25 protein-coding genes are annotated in these 20,372 nt (G+C 57.2%); 8 read left to right on the top strand and 17 right to left on the bottom strand.

Annotated features, from left to right (window positions below):
- Positions 1-89 precede the first annotated feature (89 nt).
- From H6G07_RS24910 to pyrC, 7 genes are all read right to left on the bottom strand, one after another.
- Complete coding sequence (locus H6G07_RS24910) at positions 90-989, bottom strand: calcium-binding protein (RefSeq protein ID WP_073611134.1); 900 nt, start codon at positions 987-989, stop codon at positions 90-92.
- A 325-nt stretch (positions 990-1,314) separates the two neighbouring features.
- Complete coding sequence (locus H6G07_RS24905) at positions 1,315-1,971, bottom strand: response regulator (RefSeq protein ID WP_073611133.1); 657 nt, start codon at positions 1,969-1,971, stop codon at positions 1,315-1,317.
- A 50-nt stretch (positions 1,972-2,021) separates the two neighbouring features.
- Positions 2,022-2,642 carry a hypothetical protein gene (locus H6G07_RS24900; RefSeq protein ID WP_139297214.1) on the bottom strand — a complete coding sequence of 207 codons (621 nt, stop codon included), beginning with the start codon at positions 2,640-2,642 and terminating at the stop codon, positions 2,022-2,024.
- A gap of 309 nt (positions 2,643-2,951) precedes the next feature.
- Positions 2,952-3,254 carry a hypothetical protein gene (locus tag H6G07_RS24895; RefSeq protein WP_242026982.1) on the bottom strand — a complete coding sequence of 101 codons (303 nt, stop codon included), beginning with the start codon at positions 3,252-3,254 and terminating at the stop codon, positions 2,952-2,954.
- A 368-nt stretch (positions 3,255-3,622) separates the two neighbouring features.
- On the bottom strand, positions 3,623-3,892 hold the full coding sequence (locus H6G07_RS27205) for a ParE family toxin-like protein (RefSeq protein WP_073611130.1): 270 nt from the start codon (positions 3,890-3,892) through the stop codon (positions 3,623-3,625).
- Positions 3,889-4,119, bottom strand: coding sequence for a hypothetical protein (locus H6G07_RS24890; RefSeq protein ID WP_073611129.1), 231 nt, complete (start codon positions 4,117-4,119; stop codon positions 3,889-3,891). The genes H6G07_RS27205 and H6G07_RS24890 overlap by 4 nt, the downstream gene beginning before the upstream one ends.
- Positions 4,120-4,191: 72 nt before the next feature.
- A complete protein-coding gene (gene pyrC, locus H6G07_RS24885) occupies positions 4,192-5,220 on the bottom strand; it encodes a dihydroorotase (RefSeq protein WP_073611128.1) in 1,029 nt (342 codons plus the stop codon).
- A 216-nt stretch (positions 5,221-5,436) separates the two neighbouring features.
- Between pyrC and H6G07_RS24880 the strand changes: the two genes are divergently transcribed.
- The gene (locus tag H6G07_RS24880; protein WP_139297213.1) at positions 5,437-6,051 is read left to right on the top strand and encodes a hypothetical protein; all 615 of its coding nucleotides are present in this window, start codon (positions 5,437-5,439) and stop codon (positions 6,049-6,051) included.
- A 20-nt stretch (positions 6,052-6,071) separates the two neighbouring features.
- Positions 6,072-6,791 carry an endonuclease III domain-containing protein gene (locus H6G07_RS24875; RefSeq protein ID WP_084173685.1) on the top strand — a complete coding sequence of 240 codons (720 nt, stop codon included), beginning with the start codon at positions 6,072-6,074 and terminating at the stop codon, positions 6,789-6,791.
- Between the two features lie 17 nt (positions 6,792-6,808).
- Here the strand turns inward: H6G07_RS24875 and H6G07_RS24870 are convergent, their stop codons facing one another.
- A complete protein-coding gene (locus H6G07_RS24870; protein WP_084173683.1) occupies positions 6,809-8,359 on the bottom strand; it encodes a GTP-binding protein in 1,551 nt (516 codons plus the stop codon).
- 199 nt (positions 8,360-8,558) lie between these two features.
- Between H6G07_RS24870 and H6G07_RS24865 the strand changes: the two genes are divergently transcribed.
- Positions 8,559-8,978 carry a hypothetical protein gene (locus H6G07_RS24865; protein ID WP_073611126.1) on the top strand — a complete coding sequence of 140 codons (420 nt, stop codon included), beginning with the start codon at positions 8,559-8,561 and terminating at the stop codon, positions 8,976-8,978.
- Positions 8,979-9,057: 79 nt separating this feature from the next.
- On the opposite strand, the gene H6G07_RS24860 is transcribed toward H6G07_RS24865, so the two are convergent.
- Positions 9,058-10,017 carry a 3'(2'),5'-bisphosphate nucleotidase gene (locus tag H6G07_RS24860; RefSeq protein ID WP_073611125.1) on the bottom strand — a complete coding sequence of 320 codons (960 nt, stop codon included), beginning with the start codon at positions 10,015-10,017 and terminating at the stop codon, positions 9,058-9,060.
- 61 nt (positions 10,018-10,078) lie between these two features.
- The gene (locus H6G07_RS24855) at positions 10,079-10,939 is read right to left on the bottom strand and encodes a PfkB family carbohydrate kinase (protein ID WP_073611124.1); all 861 of its coding nucleotides are present in this window, start codon (positions 10,937-10,939) and stop codon (positions 10,079-10,081) included.
- Between the two features lie 144 nt (positions 10,940-11,083).
- Between H6G07_RS24855 and H6G07_RS24850 the strand changes: the two genes are divergently transcribed.
- Both H6G07_RS24850 and H6G07_RS24845 read left to right on the top strand, forming a co-directional pair.
- The gene (locus H6G07_RS24850; protein WP_073611123.1) at positions 11,084-11,266 is read left to right on the top strand and encodes a hypothetical protein; all 183 of its coding nucleotides are present in this window, start codon (positions 11,084-11,086) and stop codon (positions 11,264-11,266) included.
- A 2-nt stretch (positions 11,267-11,268) separates the two neighbouring features.
- The gene (locus H6G07_RS24845; RefSeq protein WP_073611142.1) at positions 11,269-12,513 is read left to right on the top strand and encodes an MFS transporter; all 1,245 of its coding nucleotides are present in this window, start codon (positions 11,269-11,271) and stop codon (positions 12,511-12,513) included.
- Positions 12,514-12,537: 24 nt separating this feature from the next.
- Here the strand turns inward: H6G07_RS24845 and H6G07_RS24840 are convergent, their stop codons facing one another.
- On the bottom strand, positions 12,538-12,969 hold the full coding sequence (locus H6G07_RS24840; protein WP_073611122.1) for a DUF2267 domain-containing protein: 432 nt from the start codon (positions 12,967-12,969) through the stop codon (positions 12,538-12,540).
- Positions 12,970-13,322: 353 nt separating this feature from the next.
- Positions 13,323-13,931: an Npun_F5749 family FMN-dependent PPOX-type flavoprotein gene (locus tag H6G07_RS24835; protein ID WP_073611121.1), complete on the bottom strand. Its 609-nt coding sequence runs from the start codon at positions 13,929-13,931 to the stop codon at positions 13,323-13,325.
- Between the two features lie 144 nt (positions 13,932-14,075).
- Here H6G07_RS24835 and H6G07_RS24830 point away from each other — a divergent pair, with 144 nt between their 5' ends.
- Positions 14,076-15,665, top strand: coding sequence for an Hsp70 family protein (locus H6G07_RS24830; RefSeq protein WP_073611120.1), 1,590 nt, complete (start codon positions 14,076-14,078; stop codon positions 15,663-15,665).
- A 216-nt stretch (positions 15,666-15,881) separates the two neighbouring features.
- Positions 15,882-16,274 (top strand): hypothetical protein, encoded by a 393-nt coding sequence (locus tag H6G07_RS24825; RefSeq protein ID WP_139297212.1) that lies wholly within the window; start codon positions 15,882-15,884, stop codon positions 16,272-16,274.
- Between the two features lie 40 nt (positions 16,275-16,314).
- On the opposite strand, the gene H6G07_RS24820 is transcribed toward H6G07_RS24825, so the two are convergent.
- The 5 genes from H6G07_RS24820 to H6G07_RS24800 all read right to left on the bottom strand — a co-directional run bounded on the left by H6G07_RS24820 (position 16,315) and on the right by H6G07_RS24800 (position 19,280).
- Complete coding sequence (locus H6G07_RS24820; RefSeq protein ID WP_084173681.1) at positions 16,315-16,566, bottom strand: hypothetical protein; 252 nt, start codon at positions 16,564-16,566, stop codon at positions 16,315-16,317.
- Between the two features lie 52 nt (positions 16,567-16,618).
- Positions 16,619-17,113, bottom strand: a complete 495-nt coding sequence (locus H6G07_RS24815; protein WP_084173679.1) for a hypothetical protein — start codon at positions 17,111-17,113, stop codon at positions 16,619-16,621.
- A gap of 12 nt (positions 17,114-17,125) precedes the next feature.
- Positions 17,126-18,067: a hypothetical protein gene (locus H6G07_RS24810; RefSeq protein ID WP_139297211.1), complete on the bottom strand. Its 942-nt coding sequence runs from the start codon at positions 18,065-18,067 to the stop codon at positions 17,126-17,128.
- Positions 18,067-18,576 (bottom strand): caspase family protein, encoded by a 510-nt coding sequence (locus H6G07_RS26575; RefSeq protein WP_084173675.1) that lies wholly within the window; start codon positions 18,574-18,576, stop codon positions 18,067-18,069. The genes H6G07_RS24810 and H6G07_RS26575 overlap by 1 nt, the downstream gene beginning before the upstream one ends.
- Before the next feature lie 125 nt (positions 18,577-18,701).
- The gene (locus H6G07_RS24800) at positions 18,702-19,280 is read right to left on the bottom strand and encodes a hypothetical protein (RefSeq protein ID WP_139297210.1); all 579 of its coding nucleotides are present in this window, start codon (positions 19,278-19,280) and stop codon (positions 18,702-18,704) included.
- Positions 19,281-20,023: 743 nt separating this feature from the next.
- Here H6G07_RS24800 and H6G07_RS24795 point away from each other — a divergent pair.
- Positions 20,024-20,257 (top strand): hypothetical protein, encoded by a 234-nt coding sequence (locus H6G07_RS24795; RefSeq protein WP_073611116.1) that lies wholly within the window; start codon positions 20,024-20,026, stop codon positions 20,255-20,257.
- Positions 20,258-20,372 lie beyond the last annotated feature (115 nt).

Here is a 20,372-nt window from a genome sequence, read left to right as displayed (position 1 = left end):
CGGCAATGACCCTAAAAAACTCTAGCAATGCGGAGCGATCGCATTGCTAGAGAGACAAGTATTAGTGAGAATTAACGCGATCGCCAGCCCTAGGCAGCGATGAAATCAAACGCAGGTATTACGTTTGTCGTATCTTGCACAACGCCAATCAAATCGCTGCCAAAGAAGATCAGCGTATCAGTAGCCAGTCCTCCAGAAAGATCTTGGAACGCAATGCCGTAATTGCTGGCGCTACCTGTAACCTGAATTTTGTCACCCTCCAGGTAGTTAAAGTCGGTAATAGTGGCATAACCCGAATCCAAGTAGTAGGGGCTGTTGGCATCGCCCAGGGTAAACACATCAGCCCCTGAACCACCCTCAAGCACGTCAAACTCGCCAAGGGTAAAGCCATAGCCGTTAAGGAAGTCATTGCCAGAACCACCGATCAGCGTATCGCTACCGCTGCCCCCCAAAACGATATCGCTGCCCTGGCCGCCAATCACTAAATCGTTGCCAGAATTACCAAATAAGAAGTCGTCGCCGCCGTTACCGTTAAGAATATTACCCTGAAAGTCACCGGCAATAAAATCGGCCTGGGTGGTGCCAATCACATCAATAAAGTTTTGAACTCCCAGTCCAATGGTGCCAATGCCGGGGATATCATTAACCACTAAGCTATTAATAGAAAGATCGACGCTAATCGACACAATGCCGCTGTTGCCTGTAGAGGCATCAATGGTATTAAATTGACCGATCGCACCAATGACGTTGTTGACAGACACAATTTGGTCAGCCCCAGCCAATCCCTTACCGACAAATCCACCGGCCCCTAAGGTGATAGGCTGACCCAGCATGCTGTAGTCAACGGTGTCTACGCCAGAGCCGCCCTTGATTAAGTCGTTGCCAGAGCTGCCGTAGATGTAGTCGTTGCCGCCAAAAGCTGCAATAGAATCGCTGCCAATAGTGCCAGTCACAACATCGCCAAAAACACTGCCGTTGATAATAGCCATCGGTTTCTCCAAAGAATAAGAGTGGAACATTTAAGCCGATATTTAGTTGAGTCTGCGTAGTTCTACCAAGACTCGATGCGGCCATAGAATGACAAAAAAGAGAAGCCTGACTCAGAATTTTTCCCGAAGGAATTGGCTCTCTATGGCTCTTAGATTAGGGCTTTCAACCGCCCCAGTCAGGGGGTATAAATGCCAGCAAAATAGCTTGAACTTGCCAAGTAGTTTGCCGAAAACTACAGCACTAAAAAAGCGGCCCCCTTGTGGAGCCGCCGATTAAAGTCACTTGCTATTTCCCTCAGATAGAGGTGAGCAAATGTGCGATCGCTCAGTCGATCAACCCCTCTTCGCGGGCGCGAATTTCCGTTTGAATGCGAATGTTTTTGCCGGGGTCGGGGTAGACGCCTAGGGCATCTTGCACCTTGCTCCAGTAGTGGCGCACGGTGCGTTCTGAGACATTCATGCGATCGGCCATGGCCTTGTCTTGCAGCCCTTCTTTAAACGCCAGTTGCAAGACGTTAAGCCACTCGGGCTTGACCTCCAGCCCGCTGCGCATATCTTTAGGGGTGTAGATTAACCCCTGCATCGCCCAGCTCACCTTGGTCAGCATTTCGTGCAGGGGCAGACTTTTATCGACAATGGTAAAGCCCCCTTGGTGGGCGTCGATCGCCGGTTTGAGCCGCACTAGCGACTTAACATGGGCACTCTGCACCACAATGTTGAGGTCGGGGTGCTGCTGCATGAGCGATCGCAGCAGTCCAATTCCCGTCTCGGGTAGCGAGGGTGCCCCGGCGGTTGCGGGAATCGACAGATCGACCACCAGCAGGGCGGGCATGACCGTGGCCACACTGGCCGCAGCCTCCTGGGCGGTGCGCACGGTGCGAATATCGGCGTCGGGATAGTCTTTTTGCAGGGCGCTGACGGTGCCATTGAGAACGGCGTCGTGGTCATCGACGACTAGCAGCTGTTGGCGTTGGGTAGTCATAGGGTTGGGGTGATGCAGCAATACGTTACATGGGCGATCGCGGTGATCCGCTACCAGTCAAAGAACCAACGCAGGGCAGCGCCCCCGTGGGTAGCGCTGGCCTGGCCCTGGCTGAACAGGTCAAAGGTAGTCAGGTAAGCCCTCCAAGTCTCCGCTTGGTCTAAATCTAACAAGGCAGCAGGAACGGCACTTTCATAATCAACAGCGACCGTCAACCGCTTGCGATCGGGGCCAGCGGCGAGGCTCACAACGCAGACCTGGGGCAGGCTGGGCTGGGCCGCCAGGGCCTGCCCCAGGTGATTTAACACCGCCAGCAGCAGCAGAGTATGCTCGATCGGTTCGGTCGGCCACTGGCTAGGTAGCTCTGCTCTGGCAGGCACCTGGGGTGGCCAGTCCGCCAACGCCTGCTGAATCGCCAAGGGCAGCGAGTCGTGCAGGTAGGGAGAGCTGAGCCGATTGCCCAGGTCTGCAAGCGACTGGTATAGGTGCTCGACGGCGGCCAAACCACCGCTGCCGGGCAGCAGCTCTAGCTGCCGACGCACCGCAAACAGATCTTGCAGCAGACCATTGCGAATGGCATCGGCTTCGCGGTTTAGCCACTGGGCCTGGTGCCGATGCCACCAGCGCAATAGCCAAGCCGAGTCGATAACGGGCTTAACAAGCTTTGTCAAACAAGCTCTCCCTCGCTGCACCAGCCGAGATAGATTCCCTAGCTGCTCTATAACTCTAGGGCGACTCAACCAGAATTAAACCGCATTTACAGCCAAAGACCTTGCACTTTTCTGCAAGGGAGATTTGAGAGGAGCAGCTCGTTAGCCTGTTGCCCCTTCTCCGTCAAAACCAGAAAAGTAGGAGCAGGTAACGGATGGGGCATGCAATCAGCGGCACTGCCATGAGGCTCTTCCCACGCAGGCGTCCTAAGCAGGTATTTCTGCGCGATCGCAGAATAGGACTAAATCCCCTGACTGCCTGACACATCTTTAACCTGCCTCCCAGGGGGATAATTGGCAGCGCATGGACTGGATTCTAGAGAACCAGATGCGGTCATAGTAGCGAGCTTCAGCTTTTTTAGAAGCAAAACAGAGCTCTGGGTCAACGGTGAAAAGGGCAATGGGCTGAAGCAACGGACGCCCTTTGTTGACGGCTCCCTTGAGCCAGCGGAGCCCGATTTTGAGATAACTGATGCCTCGCATCCAATGGGGGTCAACCTGAGTGCGGAGGCCATCAAGTTGAACCGCCATGCCCTGGGTGGTGCCATAAAGGATGGCGACGGCGGCGACCAAATACAGGCGTTCGAGGGCGGTTGCCGAGCGAATGCTGGAGGACTCTAGCTCAAAGCCCCCCGATTTTGAATCGAGGAAAAGCTCCTCGACTCGGAACCGAAGGGCATACTGCCACAGGGTATTGAGGGAGGGGGGCTCATTGGTGATGACGGCCCAGGGCTCCTTGACGCCTTTGACATTGGCCAGAACGAGGTTGCATAGAATCCCATTACTGAAAGAGCATCAATCCACCATGGAACCTGTAAATTCAAAACTTTAAGTAAAGAATTTAGTGAAAGAGTGGTAGCAACTGCCAAAGCTGAGAGCCAAAGCGGAGTTGATTCTCTATCTTTAGAATCTGTGGCATAAGTATGCATTTGTATTTTTTATTAAAGGCATTTTAGCAATTCATCGTACTCTGCATGGGTTCCAATCCAAAACCAGAAAACAAGGTTTTCTTTTAGAAGGCCAAGTGCCCTGTAATTAAGGCCGACCCGAACTGAATAAATGGGTTGGTGTTGACTAACACGCTTAAATTGAAGACTGCAATGGTAGGGATCTGATTTCCAAAGCCAGTAAGCCTTTCTAGTTTGCTCACGCACTAAAGCAAGTAACTGACTCAACCTTTTACAAAAATCCTTAGTTGTGCTCGATTTCATGACTCAATCGGAAATACTTCATCCGTTGAGACAATGTCACCAGAAGCAATTTCCTCTCTAACTATCGCAGCCAGACTATCCCATTGATTATCTGTAGTTGCATCAAACCGGCTCTGCCAGGCTTGTTCATCCTCTAACTCAGCCAAGAGTCGAGTTGCGACCGCATCCTGCTCCTCATCTGACAGCTTTGAAACCTCTGCAATAGCCCGTTGAAGGAGTTCGGTCATAATCTTTCTGCCAACTGTTAGGTATTTTCTATTTTATTCGCGATCGCCTAAATTCCCATTAGCCTGCCCAGATCAAACCATTTTCCAGGTCATCGCTTCCCCGGCCCGCAACGGCACCAGTCCATCATCGACAAAGGGCAGCTCATCGGGAATGCGCCAGGTTGTTTTGCTCAGGGTAATGCGATCGCTATTCCTTGGCAGTTGATAAAAGTCTGGCCCATAAAAGCTGGCAAACGCCTCCAGTTTATCGAGGGCATCAACACTCTCAAACGCCTCTGCGTATAGCTCCATGGCATGCAACGCCGAAAAACACCCAGCACAACCACAGGCACTTTCTTTGCCGTTGCGGGGATGGGGAGCACTATCGGTGCCCAAAAAAAACTTCGGATTGCCTGAGGTAGCCGCCTGCAAAAGCGACTGCCGATGGGTTTCACGCTTCAAAATAGGCAGGCAGTAGTAGTGGGGACGTAGGCCCCCTTGAAACAAACTATTGCGGTTAAATAATAGATGCTGGGGAGTGATCGTCGCCGCAATATTGTCGGTTGCCAGCACAAACTTCACCGCCTCTGAAGTGGTAATGTGCTCCAGCACCACGCGCAATTGAGGAAACCGCTGCTTCAAAGGAATTAAGTATTTCTCAATAAACACTTTCTCGCGGTCGAACATATCCACCGCTGAGTCGGTAACCTCCCCATGGAGCAGTAGCGGCATGTTGACCTGCTGCATTGCCTCAAAAACGCGATCGCACTTGCTAATCTCGGTGACGCCAGCATCCGAGTTCGTTGTTGCCCCAGCGGGGTAGTACTTCACCGCTTTGACGAACTGAGCCGCCTTGGCCGCCAAAATCTCTTCGGGGCGGGTATTGTCGGTGAGGTAGAGGGTCATCAGCGGCTCAAACGGCTGACCCGCCGGCACCGCCGCCAAAATGCGATCGCGGTAGGCTGCCGCCTCGTCTACCGTGCGCACCGGAGGCTTCAAGTTTGGCATCACGATCGCCCGAGCAAACTGCCGCACGGTGTGGGGCAAAACTGCCTTTAGCGCCGCGCCGTCGCGCAGATGCAGGTGCCAGTCGTCGGGTCGAGTTAGGGTCAGCGTTTCCATGGGGACTACCACGATATCTCTGGGAGTTTAATTCATTTTGAAACAGCACCCGTACCCGATCGCAATCGCCTCGAAACAGGGCACCGGCTAACACCGCATTTAATGGATTGTCAATCTTGCGTAACTGACCTGCGTTAGAGTCTCTACCCGACGGTCGATACAGCATCTTTTGTCGGCCTGATAGATTACGCAAGTACGCCCATTCTGTTGAAGGCTATGAGACTTAATCTTTTGAGCTACGCAGGTGGTCTAGGGTTAGTGGCCGGTGCATTGATGTGGCCCGGCGTTAGCCATGCCCAAGGATTTTGCTATCTGATTAACTCTGAGGGTGAGGTCGTCAATTTAGATGACATGTGCCAAGACAGCAATGACCCTGAGACTTCCCCGACGCCCGAGGCTAGCAACACTTCAGATGAGTCGCAGGGCACCTCATCGTCCTCTGAAGTCAGAAGCACTACCATTACTAGCCCGGCGGGGACAAGTTCTACTGGGGCAAGTCCTGCTGTGACAAGCCCAACGAGAACAAATCCTGATGAGACGCCCAATTCAAACGAAGACACCAACCCGGCTAACCCCAATAACGAAAACACTAACCAGGCTGCCCCCAATACGGGTGACTCGGGAGACTCACCGGCTACCACAGAATCGCCTCAGGCACCGGCCTCTGAAAATACGTCAGATACACCTGATGATGGTAACGATGCTACAGATACAGGGCCAGAAAACCGCTTAGACATTCCGGTTAGAGAAATCGAGACGCCCGATATTCCTGTGATTCAAACTCCGCAGCGGCTAGATTCTACTGAAAATGACACCGATACATCGCAATAGCTAGATGGCGGATCTTTGTTTTGCTTGCCCAACCAATCGACTCAGACTTGCAGCGCCAGGTCGTCACGATTCACCAGCGTCTATGCGCGGAATATGATTGCCCGATTCCCTACTTTCATGCGCTCGATCCGCTGAGCGAGCTGGTGTCATCACTGCTGTCTCACCGTACTAAAAATCGAGACTCGGGCCGCGCCTTTAAGCAGCTCGTGGCCCAGTTCCCTACTTGGGAAGCGGTGCGGGATGCGCCGACGGAACTGGTGGAACAGGCGATCGCACCCTGCACCTGGCCTGAGCAAAAAGCGCCCCGCCTCCAGCAGGTGTTGCGGTTGGTCGGCGAGCTAACTAACGGTGAATGGTCGCTCGACTTTTTGAAAGATATGTCGGTGGCGGAAGCTCGCGCCTGGCTAGAAGCGCTGCCCGGAGTCGGGCCAAAGACCAGCGCAGCGGTGTTGTGCTTTAGCGAGCTGCGAGGTCGAGCGCTGCCAGTAGATAGCCACCACCACCGAGTCGCCCAACGCCTGGGCCTGATTTCTTCCAAGATGGCGGTTGGGCCATCTCACGTGCCGCTAGAGGCGTTTTTGCCCGCTGAGTGGGATGCGCAGCAGGTCTATGACCACCACGAAGTGATGATGTTGCACGGTCAGCGGTGCTGCTTTTACAAAAATCCGAGCTGCGATCGCTGTGTTGTGCTCGATCTGTGTCCCTATGGGCAAGAGAGACGCAAAAAGACGCAGCTCTAGGCGCGAAAAACGACAATCTAAGGGGCAATCTTGGCCCTGAGTTCGGCTTTGATGCGGTTCAAAATGGACGCTTCATCGAGGCCATCGAGAATTTCGCCGATCACGGCTTTGGGGCCGTTTGGCCCCCAGGTGGCCCCGTTGGTGAGGTAGGTTTTGGTAATCTGGCCGATGCCGTAGGTGGCCAGACCGGCAACGCCGCCCTGGGCCAGGGCCACGGGAATGTAAGGGGCGATCGCCAGCCCGCCCGTCGCGATCGCCGACACCCCCAGCATGCCCTTCAGCGAACTTAGCCCCAGGGTAATCACCAACTCGCTGATGGTGATGCCGCCTAGGCCCAGGGCAATCTGCTGGAGCAGTTTGAGGGCGGCGGGTCGGGTCATGGGCAGGCCATAGAGCCTTGACAGGTTGAGAATCAGCATGACATCCACGACGGTGCCGCCGATCAGATCGGCCACGGTGATCGGGTTGAGGGCAACGGCGACGGCTTTAATCATGGTGGCGTTCCAGATGGTGTCGTCGGCGATGCGATCGCAGATCTGCCGCTTGCGCTCCAAAATTTCGGCGCTGATACCTTCGGCATACATCAGGGTGTTGAGGGCTACCAGGGCTTTGCCTTCGCGGTGCAGAATATTGAGAATTTTGAGCTTGAGGTCGTCGACCTGGGGCTGAGCACGCACGGTTTTGTAGGTGGTTTCGCCATTGGGTTGGGAGACAGCCTGCACTGCCAAGGGTGAAGCCGCTGCCATGACAATTTCGTCGGGAGAAATTAGGTCTTGAAGGCGGCGATCGCGCAGGGTTTCGTAGAGGGTCTGGCGATCGGCCTCGGGAAACTGGTCAACTTTGTTGAACACCAACAGCATGGGCTTGCTGGCCTGGCGCAGAGCTTTTAGCGCCTCGTATTCAACACGGGTAATGTCGCCCGCAATCACAAACAGAATCAGATCGACCTGCTCAGCAATGCGGCGGGCCAGAGCGGCGCGGTCTTCGCCATCTACCTCGTCGAGGCCGGGGGTGTCGATCAGCTCGATGCGCGACTGACCAACGCTCTTGAGCGAAACTCGCAGCAGGTCGGGCAGGTCGGGCGCGAGGGATTCTCGGCTGACAGCCCAAGCGCTGCCTTCGACCACCTGGGTGACGCCGTGGGTGACGCCCGTGGCAAACACCTCTTGACCCATCAGGGCGTTGAGCAGGGAAGATTTACCTCGCCCCACCAGGCCAAAGGCGGCGATGTGTACCACCGTATTCTCTAGCTTGTCCTTCAGGCCGCGCAGGTTTTGCAGGGCTTCTTCGACGCCGGCTTGCTCGCGGGGGGTGAGGTTGAGGCGCTGCACCAGGCCACCCAGAGCTTCCTGGGCGCGGCGGTAGTTGAGGTCGTCTTGCAGGTCTTGAAAGTCGAGCACCAGATCGCCCAGCTCTTGCTCCACGGCCTCCCAGGTGGCGGGGTCGGCGGCGGGCAGCGCCAGGGGAGCACCCTGCACGGTGGCGACAAGTTCCCCCAGTTCGGCCTCAACTTCTTCCCAGGTGATGTCTGGGTTTTGAGAAGGGGGCAAGGGGTCGTTAGCGGGCATGGGTAACAGGTGAAGGTGAACCTGCTTTAAGCATAGCGAAGCGGGTTGGGGGTGAGGGACGGCCAATAGCGTATTTTCTGGGGGAGAACCCAACGGGCGCAGGCGGCTCACCGCTTAATGTTGAGACATATAAGCCTAGGCCAAGAGCTAAGGGGTACAAGATCTATGTAGAGAATTTATTAATGGGGATGTTTTCACCATGACCACACTGCCCCCCAGTCAAGATGTTGAGCGGTTAAAGGTGCTGGCGGTGCTGCACTACGTGGTGGCGGGGCTGGTGCTGGCCTTGGCGCTACTGCCGCTGGTGTTTGTGGCGATCGGAGGGGCGGTGCTGCTGGCTCCTGAGAGTCTGGTCAGCGGCGATAGTGAGCTGCCACCCTTTGCGGCGGGGCTGACGTTTTTGGCGATCGGGCTGGCGCTGTTTCTCTACGGGCTGGTGCTGGCGATCGCGCTAATCATCTCAGGCGGCTGTTTGCGACGACACAAGCACTACTGGTTTAGCTTTGTGGTGGCCTGCGGGGCGCTGCTGTTTACGCCCCTGGGCACGGTGCTGGGGGTGGCGACGCTGGTGGTGCTGCTGCAAGAGTCGGTGCGCGAGCTATACGAGGTTTCTTTCTAAGGAGTCGGGTGCCTGAAACGAAGACAGGGACTATGACAATAGATAAAAGGCACCCGACCCCTATAGGAGGCACCACAACTCACTTAAGGGCTTGGATTACCGCATCGTGGATCGCGCCGTTGCTGGCGACGACGCCGGGATTGTTGGGGAAGCGGGCAGCGCTGGCAAAGTCTAAAGGATTGCCGTGCATGTCGGTAACGCGGCCCCCAGCTTCTTCGACCACCAGCACCCCGGCGGCGTGATCCCAGATTTTTTCGCGATAGTCGGGGGTTTTGGGGGAGGGCAGGCGCAGGTAAAGGGCGGCTTGACCTGCTGCCACAGCGGCGTACTTGGCCTGGCTATCCATGCGAATAGAGGGGGCGGTGATGCCTACGGCCTGGGCTACTTGCGCCTGCTGGCTGAGGTCGCCGTGGCCCGACTCGACGCTTTCGACTAGGCGTAGGTGGTCAACATCGTCAGCAGCAGTAACCTTCAACGGCTGGGGATGGCCGCCCGCCAGGGGGATCATCACGGTGCCTTCACCGCGCACGGCAGCAAAGAGCAGCCCGGTTTCCCCGCCGTCAAAACTGAGGAAGGGGCAACCGAGCACCCCCACTTTGATGTCGCCGTCAACAACTAACGCCAGGGCGATCGCATACTGGTCGCCGCGCAAAAAGCCTTTGGTGCCGTCGATCGGGTCAAGAGTCCAGTAGCGGGGGGCGACATCGCCGTTGCCGTGGTCAATCCAGCTCAGCACATCACTATCAGTGGCGCTGGGAACGGCATTCTGCACTTGTTTGGTAACGGCGGCGAGCACGGCGGCGGCTTCGGGCTGACGCAGGTCGGTGGTGTCTTCTTCGCCCACTACCGGGTCGTCGGGGAATGCTTCAGACAAAGCTTTACAAATCAAGGCCTGGGCACCATAGTCGGCAATGGTGACGGGGCTTTTGTCGTTTTTCTCAATAGCGGCGGGGACGAGGCCCTGGCGCACGGCTTCGCAGAGCTGGGCGGCCTGGGTGACGGCGGCGATCGCGACTTGTTTTTCTTGGGCGTAGGGCATGGGGAAGTAGGGAGTGAGGGGGGTAGGGGAGTGGGGGAGATGGGGGGATTACAAGAGAGCACTATAGCCGCTGGGGTGCATTCTCGATCCAGGCACGGGTACCAAAGTGGCGGCAGCTCTCGGCAGCGACATGGGCGGCCTGGGTCAGGGCGTCGGGGAAAGGGGTGTGCAGGCGGTAGTAGCAAAAGGCTCCGTGGAAGATGTCTCCGGCTCCGAGGGTGTCTTGGACGGCGACTTGGGGGACGGGGAGGGTGCCCAGGGTGCTGCGATCGCAAAAGCGAATAGGACTGGGGCCGTGAGTGGTGGCGATTTCGGGAATGCCTAAGGCGCTGAGGGCCGTCAGGGTGTCGGGTTGCCTCGGCAGCTGAAAATTGGCGGCGGCGATGACGCTGGTGGCGAGGGGCAGGACGCGGTCGAAGCCTGGCTTCCAACTGCCTGCGTCGATGACAATGGGGATGGTTTGGGACTGGGCGGCGATCGCCATAGCATGACTGACAGCCATCTGATGGCCATCGATCAGAACAATATCGACATCGGCAAGCAAGGCTTCTGCCATCACAGCAGGGTCGGCCTGTCGCCCGACGGCATTGCGAGAAACAACGGCGCGATCGCCCGTGGCAGCGGTAACGAGAATTGTGGAGAGCGGCGGCGGCGATCGCAGTTCAGGCGTGAGATCTACCACCTCGATGCCGTAGGTCGCTAAGTCGGCCCGAATCAGATCGGCCAGGGGATGCTGACCCAGGGCACCCAGGAGAATCGCCCGATTGCCCAGGGCGGCAAAGGCGATCGCGGCGTTGGTAGCTGGCCCCCCCGCTACCAGCAAACTTTCTTCAGCAACAAGTTTTTCGTCGCTGCTGGGCACGTGATCGACGCGATAGATGCAGTCGAGGGTGATCAACCCTACAAACAGTCCAGTGGCCACGGTGATATTTCTCTCGGCAGATTCTAATTGGCGACGGCAAGCAGTACTCTCCACAGCATAGGTCTAGCCCTGCGTGTAAGGTAAGGAATGCGATCGCCCCATCTTTCGCCTGTTTCGGATTGTTTTCGCTGGGTTACACCAAAAATGGCTGATTCGTTACCGCTGGCTTACTTGCCCATGTTTCTGCACTGCGTGATTGGCCTGGTGGCAGCCCAGGTGGCCCAGCGCAAGGGCTACGACCTGGGCCTGTGGATGGTTTGGGGCATGGTGGGCGGCACCGTGGCCCTGGTAGACGCCCTACGACGGCCCCAAAATTCCTTGCCGTAATGATGGCATTCCTCCAGCGCTGGCTCAAGAAATGGCTGCCCAACCTCGACCACCGGGTGTGGATCTTGGCAAGTGGAAGGCTGCTGTCCCAGGTGGGCATTGGCTTTACGCTATTCTACGCGCCGATTTTCTTTACCGAGCAGGTGGGGCTAACAGCCACCCAGGTGGGCCTGGGGATTGGTCTGGGTTCGGTGGCGGGCATGGCCGGACGCTTTTTGGGCGGGTCGCTGTCTGATTCGCCCACAGTGGGGCGGCGACCGACGCTGCTGGCCTCGGCCCTAGTGTCAGCGGCGGCAGATGGAGTGCTGCTGCTGGCCAATGATTTCTGGATATTTTTGGCAGGCAACCTGCTGATGGGCTTTGGTGTGGGGCTCTACTGGCCAGCAGCGGAGTCAGTGGCGGCAGACATCACCACCCCAGAGCAGCGCAACGAAGCCTACGCCTTGGTGCGCCTGGCCGACAATCTGGGACTAGGGGTAGGGGTGATCGCTGGGGGAGCGCTAATCTCACTAACTGGAGCCTACCGAGCGCTGTTTGCCATTGACGGCATTACGTTTCTGCTGTTTTTTGGCATTATCTATGCCGCTATTGCCGAAACCCGTCCAGTGGGGAATGGGGCGCGATCGCTCTTCCAGGGCTGGGGCCATGCTCTGCGAGACACCACCCTGATGGTCTACGCCTTGGTCAATGTGCTGTTCACCGGCTATCTGGCGCAGATTCAAAGCACGCTGCCCCTCTATCTCAATCGGTTTGCGGGGGGCGAGCAGGGGGTGAGTGAGGGGACGCTGAGCCTGCTGTTCACGGGCCATGTGGTGCTGGCGGCGATCGCCCAGTTGCCCATGGCTCGCTGGCTCAACCGCTACCGCCCCGCCCAGGGGCTGATGGTGTCGGCGCTGCTGTGGGGCCTGGGGTTTGGCCTGGTGTGGCAGTCGGGGATAGGAGCCCTGCCGCTGGTGTGGGGCGGGTTAGCACTGGGGATCATGGCCCTGGCAATGGTGGCCTATACGCCGATTGGCTCGGCGCTGGTGGCGGCGATCGCCCCTGAACCTCTGCGCGGCGTCTACCTCTCAGTGAACTCCATGTGCTGGGCCGTAGGCTACCTGATCGGCCCACCCCTGGGCGGCTGGGCGCTAGACCAGGGGGAGGCAGCAGCCCACGGCTTTTGGCTGGGGTTAATGGTGACGGTGGTGCCCGCTCTGGCGGTGTTGATGTGGCTCGATCGCCGTTTGCGCCGCCAGGGAGTTTAAAGAGGCAGGGCCAGAGCTAAATGGCTAGATCTGATCCCACATCACGTTGAGCCCGTCGGGCAGAGTGCTCGAAATCTCTTTGATTTGCGCTTCAGACAGCTCTTCGCGGGCGGCGGAGAAGACTGCAATCACCACCCCTTCCGCAGACGCGTCTTTGGGCATGCCGCCTTCTTGCTGAATGCGACGCAGGAAGGTTTCGGTATCGATTTTGAGGGGAGGGCGCAGGCGGCTGAGCACCCGCACAATCGGGTTATCGTCTTTCCAAAGAGCGGCAATCTCGTCGTCTTTGAAAGCAGCTTCGGTGCGATCGGCCGCTTCGGTGGTCATCAGGTCCCGCATAGAGCGGAACACGACCAGAGTTAAGTCACGGGCGTCGTAAATATCTGGCAGGTTGGCCCGCTGCATGACTTTTTCCAAAAAAGCTCGTTCGTTAGCGCTAAACTTTTCGGTTGCCATAATGCTTTGCCAAAAATTGCCGCGATAGTAGACACGGCCAGTTCGGCTCGATGGTACCACGTCAAGCGGGCACGATGGGCAGGAGTGTTGCTATCGCTACCGATACAGCCTCCTTGCGAGCAACTTTTTATACCACGATCGAGGTTGTCCGCCCATAATGAGACTGAGGATAGCTATATTTATCCGAATAACTTTACCGGGTCGAAGCTGCATCTTGAGGCTCCTGCGCTACAGCAATTCTTGCCCCAATTCTTAAGTCGCATATCTATGCCAATGGCCGAGATTATGCTGTGTATAACGGTCTAGCGCTGCCTATGTTCCTTCCGTTTCAGCCAGGAACGAGCCTGCCTTCCCTAAGGATTTACCGCGTTGATCTGCCAGGTGCTACCGGGTTGTTGGTCATAAAGGGTGCGGTTTTGAGGTTCGCCGCGCAGCTCTAGGTGGTCAACTTGGTCAGGCTCCAGCAGCACCAGACAAAATTCAGCAGGGGGCGTTGCCTGAATTTCTTTGGGTGAGAAGTCGGCTTCGGCGGTGCGGGGCTGGGCTGGATGGGGCCAGTAGAACTGCTGGCGGGCGTTATCGGAGAGAGCTTCCCAAGAATTCTGCCGGGCTTGCAGTAGAGCAGGATCGGCCTCAGCAGTCACCACTTGGATGGAACCTGCCAAGCGAAACTGTTCGCGAGTATCGGTGAAATACCAGCAGGCTTCGGCCCAGGGGTGGGCGACGATGTCGGCGACCTTGGCGCTGCGCTGGTCGGTGATTAGGGTGAGGGTGTTGCTGTTGGGCAACCAGCCGCGAAAGACCACGGTGCGGTTGGCGGGGCGGCCCGATGAGGTGACGGTGGCGAGCTGAAAATAGCGGCTGTAGGGTCGGCTGCGATTGCGGTGCAGGGCGCGCGCCAGGGCGCTGCGCCAGGGGGCCAGGGCCGAGGCTTGTGACAGGGAGGCATCGGAATCAGACATACTTGAGAGATTGGTTAGTTTGGGGTGGCAGAATACTAACCCCAGGGATAGGCCCTTCTAGTAGAACGTTTGCTGAGTGAGCTGGCAAGTGTACTGCCGCCATTCTCCCGGTAGGATGAGTAGCACCGTTTTCTTTCTGCAACCATGGCTATAGCGGTTGATTTTGGCACCAGCAATACCGTCATTGCCCGCTGGAACCCAGTTTCTGAAAGCCCGGAGACCCTAGCGCTGCCGGGGCTGAGCTTGAGTTTGGCAACGGTGCCGCCCCTGGTGCCCAGTCTGGTCTACGTGGAAAAGCCCCGGGCTGATGGGGTAGTGGTAGGGCAGGCGGTGCGCGATCGCGGCCTCGACATCCCCACCGATCCTCGATTTTTTGCCAACGTCAAGCGCGGCATTGGCACACCGCTGCAAGGGTTTCTGCCCGATATTGATGGGGAGACGCTCTCCTTTGAGCAGCTGGGGGAATGGTTTTTGCGATCGCTCTTGACCCAGGTGCGCACCGTAGCTGGGGAAGACGACAGCCTGGTGCTGACGGTGCCGGTGGATAGCTTTGAGGCCTACCGCCTGTGGCTGGGAGATGTGGCCACCGCGCTGGATTTCAAAGAAGTGCGGCTGATTGACGAGCCCACCGCCGCCGCCCTGGGCTACGGGCTGACGGGGGAGCAAACCCTGCTGGTGCTCGATTTTGGGGGCGGCACGCTGGATTGGTCGCTGGTGCGGTTGGTGGCCCCCGCCCAAAAGCAGCCGGTGGGGTTTTTGCTCAAGTGGCGGGGCCAGGGAGCGGAGCAGACCAGCGCTCAAAAGCCCGAGGTGGCGCGGGTGCTGGCCAAGGCGGGCGAAAACCTAGGCGGGGCCGACATTGACCACTGGTTGGTGGAGCACTTTGCCAGCCAGGGAATCTCAGGGGGGGCCGTGGTGCAGCGGCTGGCGGAGCGATTGAAGATCGCGCTGTCGGAGCAGACCGAGGCGGCGGAAGCCTACTTTGACGACGAAACCTTTGACACCTACGACCTGGCCCTGACCCGCGACCAGTTTGAAGAGATTCTCACCCAGAACCAGTTTTTTGAGCGGTTGGAGAAGGGACTGACCCAGGTGCTCCAGCAGGGGCAGCGCCAGGGCATCGACGCGGATGCGATCGACGCGGTGCTGCTGGTGGGGGGCACCGCGCAGATTCCGGCGGTGCAGCGGTGGGTGACAGAGAGGTTTGGGACAGAGCGGGTGAGGTGCGATCGCCCCTTTGAAGCCGTGGCCCAGGGAGCCCTGCAAATTGCCCAGGGCCTAGCCGTCGAAGATTTTCTCTATCACAGCTACGGCATTCGCTATTGGGACAGGCGCAACAATTGCCACAGCTGGCATCCCATTCTCAACCAGGGGCAGCCCTACCCCATGGCCGCCCCAGTCGAAATCACCCTGGGAGCCTCAGTGGAAAAGCAGCCCAGCATTGAGCTGATCGTGGGCGAACTGGGGGCCGCTAGCACCCAGACCGAAGTGTATTTCGAAAACGGTCGCCTGGTGACGCGCCAGCTCAGCGGTGATACCCCCGCCGTGCAGCCGCTGAACGATCGCGAGGGGGCGCGCACCATTGCTCAGCTCAATCCGCTGGGGTTTCCGGGCAGTGATCGGGTGCGGGTGCTGTTTCAAGTCGATCGCGATCGGCTGCTGCGCATTACTGTTGAAGACATTCTCACCGGCAATACGCTGCTGGATAATGAGGCCGTGGTGCGGCTGAGCTAATGCCGCCCATGGAATCAGCATTCTCTACTCTTTTCGTCAGCAAAGGTTTTAGGAGCTGATGAAAGACTATTCTCCTAAATCTTGCCGCTCTTCTGGGTTACCACATAAGTCGCTAAAATAAGCATAAAGTTGGAGCTGCTTAGGCCGAGCTGTGGCAGTTGTTCACTAAAATAACTGGCAGCCACGCCAAAAAATAAAGAGTAATATTAATATTTCATGACTATTGTGCGAACACTTCCAGAAACAGCCGTAGAGTCTTCCTTTGCGGTTTATCACTCATTCTGCCGATTAATGTTGCAAGCTAGCCTAATCGCTATTGCAGCTTATTTAGCCATTTTTATGTTAGCCATCCCCTTTGATATGGATGCTGGGGTGGAGCGCGGCCTAGTTTTATTGACTCCAGTTTTTGAATTTTTTATGGCTGCTGTTCTGTATTCTCTAGGGTTTTTAACCATTCTTCCTAGCTCCGAGCGAGAGAGCTTTGATGGTTCAGCCAGACTCAGAAGCCGAGTTATGCGCCGCAAAATGCTGCTTACCCTGCTGGGCTCTATTTCGCTGTCGCTAGGAATTTTATCGGGCGCGTTAATGTTGGTCAAAGCTCACCTGTAGCCACCTGAACGAGTCTATTCGTAGTTTTTTTGCAACGTCCTCAGTTGTCTATTGCCTGAATCAGAGTGGAGAGGGCGGCAAGCTGGGTCGTATCTACTCCGCAGGCGTCACCACACACCGGGATCTCGCCGCGAGTCGCGCGATCGATGTCACCTAGCAGGGTGTCTACTACGCTGACAGAGTCATCGCCTTGTAGCCCGATTGGGTCGCCGCTGCGGGTGTTGTTGGCCTCGGCAATCTGCTTTAGACTGCGCAAGGCATCGCGCAGAGGGCTGGTGCTGACCAGGGTCATAATTTCGGCATAGCCCGAACTGCTTAGGCAGAGGTGAAATGCTGCGCTGGGGTCAGTTGCGGTTAGGGTTGCGCCCTGCCTCCTGCTGCGGTACCCCAATCTGCTGACCCGGTAAGAGCAGCGATGCGCTCTCGGGGGCATCCCAATCAGTGGGATGCAGTACCGACATACGGCCTGAGCCGCTGATAGCCAGAACCCCGACATAGAGACCTCGGGTTTCACCGTTGGTGACGTTGACCACAATTTCGCTGCCCGATCGCAACGTCTGCCCCGAAGACGCTAACCGCTGGGCAATTAGGCTACTCTGGCTGCCCCGACGGCTGGCGCTACGACCCACAGCCACGGTGCTATTGATCGGCTGCACAACGACATCAACATTGAGGTGGGAGGTGTCGCCGTTGAGCACCGATCGCAGCACCTGCCCCGCCAGCAGAAGCTTGAGCGTAGGGTTGAGCCGCTGAATTGCCGCTGTAATAGGCTCACTAGGCTCGCCAACGCTGTCGCGAATGGCTGACAACCCCTGCGTAAACAGGCCAACGCTGCCCAACTGATCTACATCCTACACAGCTTCGGCAGCGGCGATCGCCAGCCCCTGCTCAGTCATGCGCCCCAGCAGATAGTGGGGGCTTTGGCCACTGTCTACCGCGACGGGCTGAATGCGGTCAAAAGCTACCAGTTGCGATCGCGCTGTCTCCCGATCTGTCCCTAAGGATTCATCTAGACCCACTCGTAGGGTCAGAGCGGTTGACAATCCCCGCACCTGTTCCCTCAGCAACTGCCCTGCTGCGATCTGCCCCAGAATGCTATTCGTTAGGGTACCGTAGCCCTTTAACCCTAGCCGCTGGGTTGGCTCAATTTGGCCAATCTCATGGCCATTGTCATCCACGACCGAAAAAACAGCCCCACTCTCAAACGCTGCCAAACTTTGGGACGACACGCCCCCCAGCCAAAACTTGACCTCGCCACCCTCAGTACCGACCACCACGGCTTCTGCTGCCGGGCTCTGGGGAGGGCTAAAAAAGAGTGGCTCTTGACCAAAGTTGCGCCCTGGCTCCACCTCGTAGATGGGCGACTGCACAATGCGGGCGCTGTTGGCTACATCTCGCGTGCTGCGGGATAGGTCTACAAACCCGCGATCGAGCGGCAGGCTACCGGGCTGCTGCCAGAGGTAACGGGTCAGCGCGTAGGTAAATGCCCCTGCATAAAACTGCCCCACCCCCTCACCAAAGGAAGCATCTGCCGCTAGCTGGTTGGCCTGGGCCGACCCCAGCGCTACCCCTTTTGCAATGCCTTTGCTGCGCTCGGTCTTGAGCTGGGCCGGTGACCAGGCCAACCGCGTCAGCCAGCGCTCCTGTTCGGCCAGTTCTAGAGCGCTGGCTGACGCATCGCCCAGGGCTACCCATGACTCGACGGCCCGCATGATCAGATCGCCTCGGGTGCCACCGCCGGAGTGGCAGCTGTCGAGCATGACCGTCACCGGGTCGGTTTTGAGGTTGGCCATCAGCATTTGCCCATGATGTCGTTGACCTGGTTGCCCTGTAGGTTGAGCCGAGCGTCGTAGGGCAGCAGGCTGCCGTTGTAGCCCGATGCCCCATTGGCGCTCGCGATCGGGTCGGGGTCACGCACTAAAGAGCCATGGCCCGAGAAGTGAAACACCACCACATCCCCCGGCTGGGCCTGATCGATCAGGTGGCTCTCAAAAGCATCTAGCAAGTTCTGGCGGGTGGCGGCCTGGTTTTCTAGGGTGAGAATATTGGCTGGGTCAAAGCCAAAGCGATGTACCAGCAGCTCTTTTTGCATGCGCCCATCGGTGAGGCAGCCTCGCAAAGAAGTGACCCCGGTAGGGTAGTGGTTGACGCCCACGAGCAGAGCCAGTTTGCGGCGAGTGGGTTGGGCTAGGGCGCGGGCGTAGCGATCGCCCTGCCGCCAAATATTGACTTGGCTGAGGCCCACAGCGGCCAGAGCTGATCCAGCAAACTGTAAAAACTGACGACGCTTAAGGCTGGGCACGGTGACACTCCTGAAGGGCTAGAAACAGGGTAAGTGAGCTGGGGGAGCACGTGAAGACGTTGTGGATCGCGCTGGAAAACGGGGTCGCCCTCAGGCTGGCTGGCTTCCCAGTACTGGGTATCACTTTAAAATTCGGTTTCATCTAGAGCTTCGGTTTGAGCATTGCCGCCTTCTACCGGATGCAACGTGACTTCGAGGGTCGTCCAGTATTCGGTATTGCCTTCGCGCTTGACTGCAAACTCTGTGGGGTCGCTAAAGGCCGAGAGCGCCATATTGCGGCGAAATTTTTGCTGGTCAGCATCCCAGTCGAGGCCGGTGGCGAAGCGCAGATCGCAGGTGCAGGTGCCCACATCGTCCAGGGTGACGTCTTCGTTGGCCCGCACGTACACAAACCGCAGGGTTTCGCCATTGGCATCCACTAGCTTAAAAACCGCATCAACAGGGTTGCCATTTTTGACGGTGAGCTGGCCATAGCCGCTGCCGATGGGGGGCGTAATTTGGGTACCCGTGGGTAGCGAAACCGGCAGCCGCAGACTGGGCAAAGTCGCTATCTCCGTCAGGGAGGTGGATAGAGGGGTCAACACTATGCTCGGAGGGCTAGAGGTTAACGACGACAGGATTGCGGCTAAACCACACAGCCCGGCCAGGGCCGTCATCTGTAGCCGTCGAGTGGTGGGGCGAAGCGCGGTGGATGTAGAAGTCATGGGAAAAGTCCTCTGCGGCGTGGGGGAGAGAGTCCCTAGGGTCTCTCTGCCAGGTTCTATGGCTGAGATGGGGGAACTTATTCACCAGAACTGTAGATTTACTGCTGCGCCAAACGGGTACGCAAAGCTGACGTTGTCTTGGCAGAAAACTGAATAAGTTCACGTCAACTAGCCCTATATGCTGGTGTCGTCGCCGGTAGAGGGTTGTCTGGCGTTGCTGAATTGAGGAATGAATCTGCAAAAGCAACAGTTGCTGCATCGCCCCCCAACCCCCCAAATTTGGGGGGCTTTGCAGTCGTCTGGTTCCCCCCAGGATTGGGGGGATAGGGGGGCAAATCATACCGTTGATCAGCAACGCCGGTTGCCTATGCGTCGTTCCACAATGGGGTTTTGGTTGATTGCTGCTACTGCGTTAGTTGCTGTGCAACGGCCAAGCTTATCGGTAGAGATGCAGAACCTACACCCGGTTGAGGCAGAGATCACTATCGCTCAGTCTGAGTCAAGATCACCCATACCAAGTTTGTGGCTGGGGCACCTCATGAGTCGTTGATTTTGATTGGCAACGATTTGTAGGCAGAAATGTGGCTTGGTGGCTTGCCAGCTAACTCAGCCGCTAGTCAACTCCTTCAATTTGTCCGACACAGCTGTAGATAACGAACCACTACAGATCGCTATTAACAGCAAGAGAATACACAATTTTTTCTGAACTTTTCAGCCCAACTCAACCCTTTGGAGATTTGATTATGCGATGCCCCCGTTCTAATCACTGGCTGTTGGCCCTGTGTACCCAGGTGTTGAAATACTTTTTGCTGAGCGTGGCTGGCTGCACCGTGGCCTATATTGCTGCGATCGCCCTTAGCTGGGGGCTGCTAGCCGAAGTCGCCGCCTTCCTTTTGGCCTATTTGCTACGCCAGGGATTTTTGCTGGTGATCTGTCTAGTTGCCATTACTATCATCAGCGAGTCGGTTCAGAGGTAAACAGTTTTTACCCATTCATTCACTTATTCGCTCCATGAATTACAGCCGTAGGCCAGCTCCTTATGCCTCTGTTAAATAAGTTTCCCAGACCCAGCCATAGCTAGAAATAGCGTGT

This window comes from Phormidium tenue FACHB-1052 (genome assembly GCF_014696675.1).
Taxonomy (GTDB): Bacteria; Cyanobacteriota; Cyanobacteriia; order Phormidesmidales; family Phormidesmidaceae; genus Nodosilinea; species Nodosilinea tenuis_A.
The sequence above is the reverse complement of the archived record's forward strand: the minus strand, read 5'-3'. Positions and strand labels throughout refer to the sequence as shown.

Coding starts and splice junctions, on each gene's coding strand:
- H6G07_RS24910 (WP_073611134.1), bottom strand. CDS start 989: ATGGCTATTATCAACGGCAGTGTTTTTGGCGATGTTGTGACTGGCACT.
- H6G07_RS27205 (WP_073611130.1), bottom strand. CDS start 3,892: ATGAAATCGAGCACAACTAAGGATTTTTGTAAAAGGTTGAGTCAGTTA.
- H6G07_RS24880 (WP_139297213.1), top strand. CDS start 5,437: ATGAGACTTAATCTTTTGAGCTACGCAGGTGGTCTAGGGTTAGTGGCC.
- H6G07_RS24905 (WP_073611133.1), bottom strand. CDS start 1,971: ATGACTACCCAACGCCAACAGCTGCTAGTCGTCGATGACCACGACGCC.
- H6G07_RS24860 (WP_073611125.1), bottom strand. CDS start 10,017: ATGCCCTACGCCCAAGAAAAACAAGTCGCGATCGCCGCCGTCACCCAG.
- H6G07_RS24810 (WP_139297211.1), bottom strand. CDS start 18,067: ATGGCCAACCTCAAAACCGACCCGGTGACGGTCATGCTCGACAGCTGC.
- H6G07_RS24830 (WP_073611120.1), top strand. CDS start 14,076: ATGGCTATAGCGGTTGATTTTGGCACCAGCAATACCGTCATTGCCCGC.
- H6G07_RS24825 (WP_139297212.1), top strand. CDS start 15,882: ATGACTATTGTGCGAACACTTCCAGAAACAGCCGTAGAGTCTTCCTTT.
- H6G07_RS24795 (WP_073611116.1), top strand. CDS start 20,024: ATGCGATGCCCCCGTTCTAATCACTGGCTGTTGGCCCTGTGTACCCAG.
- H6G07_RS24870 (WP_084173683.1), bottom strand. CDS start 8,359: ATGCCCGCTAACGACCCCTTGCCCCCTTCTCAAAACCCAGACATCACC.
- H6G07_RS24800 (WP_139297210.1), bottom strand. CDS start 19,280: ATGACTTCTACATCCACCGCGCTTCGCCCCACCACTCGACGGCTACAG.
- H6G07_RS24890 (WP_073611129.1), bottom strand. CDS start 4,119: ATGACCGAACTCCTTCAACGGGCTATTGCAGAGGTTTCAAAGCTGTCA.
- H6G07_RS24865 (WP_073611126.1), top strand. CDS start 8,559: ATGACCACACTGCCCCCCAGTCAAGATGTTGAGCGGTTAAAGGTGCTG.
- H6G07_RS24845 (WP_073611142.1), top strand. CDS start 11,269: ATGGCATTCCTCCAGCGCTGGCTCAAGAAATGGCTGCCCAACCTCGAC.
- H6G07_RS24835 (WP_073611121.1), bottom strand. CDS start 13,931: ATGTCTGATTCCGATGCCTCCCTGTCACAAGCCTCGGCCCTGGCCCCC.
- H6G07_RS24850 (WP_073611123.1), top strand. CDS start 11,084: ATGGCTGATTCGTTACCGCTGGCTTACTTGCCCATGTTTCTGCACTGC.
- H6G07_RS24840 (WP_073611122.1), bottom strand. CDS start 12,969: ATGGCAACCGAAAAGTTTAGCGCTAACGAACGAGCTTTTTTGGAAAAA.
- H6G07_RS24820 (WP_084173681.1), bottom strand. CDS start 16,566: ATGACCCTGGTCAGCACCAGCCCTCTGCGCGATGCCTTGCGCAGTCTA.
- pyrC (WP_073611128.1), bottom strand. CDS start 5,220: ATGGAAACGCTGACCCTAACTCGACCCGACGACTGGCACCTGCATCTG.